General features: G+C 74.9%; 1 protein-coding gene. It reads right to left on the bottom strand.

The features are described 5' to 3' along the window. Positions 1–113: 113 nt before the first annotated feature. A partial coding sequence (locus ABZW03_RS40170) for an ALF repeat-containing protein (protein WP_355269740.1) occupies positions 114–2145 on the bottom strand: 2032 nt, incomplete at its 5' end.

The following is a 2145-nucleotide window of genomic DNA, read 5'->3' as shown; positions in this document are numbered from 1 at the left end:
ACCCCCAACCCCCCCATACCCCTATTTCTCTTTTTGTTAGTGTTTTACTCCGGGCCCCCCCCCCCCCCGGGGGGGGGGGGGGGGCCCCCCCCCCCCCCCCCCACGGGCGCTCGTCACCACAAGCGCTTGATGCCTCGTATGAGTTTGGACCCCGAGCGGACGACGGCTTGCGTTCCCTTGTCCACCAGTTCCTTCCCCCCTGCCGAGAACTTCGTGAGCCTCTCGGTGCCGAAGGTGATAAGGGCTTTCTCCCCGAACTTGAGGAGGGAGGCCCGGAACTCCTGGCTGGTCCACCCGTACCCGTAGCCGGTCAGCACGGCGCTCACCCCGCTGGCGGCCACCGACGCCACGGTGAGGCCCGCCCAGGCGGCCCGCCCGTAAGGGCCCGGGATGTACTTGGCCGCTCCGGCCGCGATGCCCAGATACATGCTGACGCTGTCGGCCAGGTCAGCGTACTGACGGGCCTTGGCCCTGGAGTCGCCGCCGGAACCGTTGCCCCCCGGAAGCGGCCCGATCGTGTCGTAGGCCGGCTTGTCGGCGGGGTTGACGTTGTTCGCGGCGTTCTGCCGGGCCTGCTCCGCCGCCCTGGCCGCCTCCGCCGCCTGCTCCTGCTCGCGCTTGCGGGCCGCGATGTTCCCGGCCTCGGTCGCGGCCTGCGCGGCCTCCTCCGAGCTCTTGCCGGCGGCCAGCGCCGAGGCCCTTGCCTCACCGGCCGACGCGGCGGCACTGGCCGCCGAGGCCACCGCGCTGCGGGCCGACACCGCGGCCTGGTTCGCGGAGTAGTTGGCCTGCCGGTTCGCCAGCCTCGCCGTGGCCGAGGCGGTCCTCGCCTGCTGGGCGGAGGCCGCCGCGGCGGTGGCCGAGGCGGTGGCCTCCGCGGCCTTGTTCCGGGCCTCGTCCGCGTAGCCCTTGGCCTGGTCGGCCGACGTGCGGGCCCGGTCGGCCCACTGGCCCGCCTCCTGGGCGGCCGAACGCGCCTGGGCCGCGACCGCGGACGCCTCGGCCGCGTTCTGGTTCGCCTGCGCCGCGACCTGGGCGGCGCTCGCGATCAGCGCGCGGACCGCCGCCACGTGGGTGGCGGTGTCCTGGTCCTTCTGGGCCGCCCGGTACTGGCCCCAGGCGACGAAGTCGCTCTGCATCGAGTCCGGGCCGGACATCGCGACCTGTCCGAGGGCCGCCACGACGGGGCCGCCCTTGCCCATGATGGTGAGTGCGGCCACCCGGTCGTCCTCGGCCTTGGCCTGCCAGTAGCCGGTGGCCAGGAACTCGGTCAGGGCCTTGGCGGAGCGGTCGTTCAGGGCTGCGTTCGCGGCGGCGGTGACCGCCTTGCCCGCGTTGTACATCAGCTTGAGGACCTGGACCCGGTTGTCCTCAGCCTGGACGTCGTGGACGCCCTGGGTGAGGAAGGCCTGGATCTGTGCCGGGCTGTCGGCGGCCAGCGCCTGCTGCGCCGCCTCCGCCAGGCCGGGGCCGCCGAGGGTGGAGAACACCAGGGTCCTCTCCCGGTCGTCCTGCAGCAGGGCCTTCGGGTACTGCGACGCGGCCCAGCCGATCACGTCCCGGTCGGTGCCGGAGAGCGCGCTCTGCGCGGCCCGGCTGGTCCACGCACCGCTGCTGGAGAGCAGGTTGACGGCGGCCCGGCGGCCGGCGGCGGCCGCCGTCGCGGTGTCGACCGCCGGGTCGGCGGCCTTGGCGACCAGTTGCCGGGTGGTCTCGTCGACGGCTGCCGCCTGGGTCGCGGCGGTCTGCCGCGACCGCTCCTCCTCCTGCTCGTCCTTGCGGAGCGTGGTGGCCTCGTCGACGGCCAGCTTGGTGTCGGCCGCGAGGTCCTCCTGCTCGCTCTCCCGGGCGAGCGCCTCGACGCCCTGGGCCACCGCCACGGCGTCGCTCGCCACCTTCGCGGCGGCCACCGCCGCGTTGGCGTGCTCGGTGGCCTTGTTCGCCCAGTCCTGGGCGTTGCCCGCCTGGTTCGCGGCCTCGTCCGCCGCCTTCGCGGCGTTCTCCGCGTGGGTGGCGGCTCCGTTGGCGGCCGCCTGGGCGTCCTTCGCGGCCGAAGCCGCGCGGGAGGCCAGCGAGTTGGCCCGCTTGGCGGCCGCGTCGGCGGCGGCGGACGCGCTGCGGGCGACGGCGGCCGCCTCCGACGCC

It is taken from the genome of Kitasatospora sp. NPDC004799, from assembly GCF_040609095.1.
Taxonomy (GTDB): Bacteria; Actinomycetota; Actinomycetes; order Streptomycetales; family Streptomycetaceae; genus Kitasatospora.
This window is presented reverse-complemented; position numbering and strand designations above follow the sequence as displayed.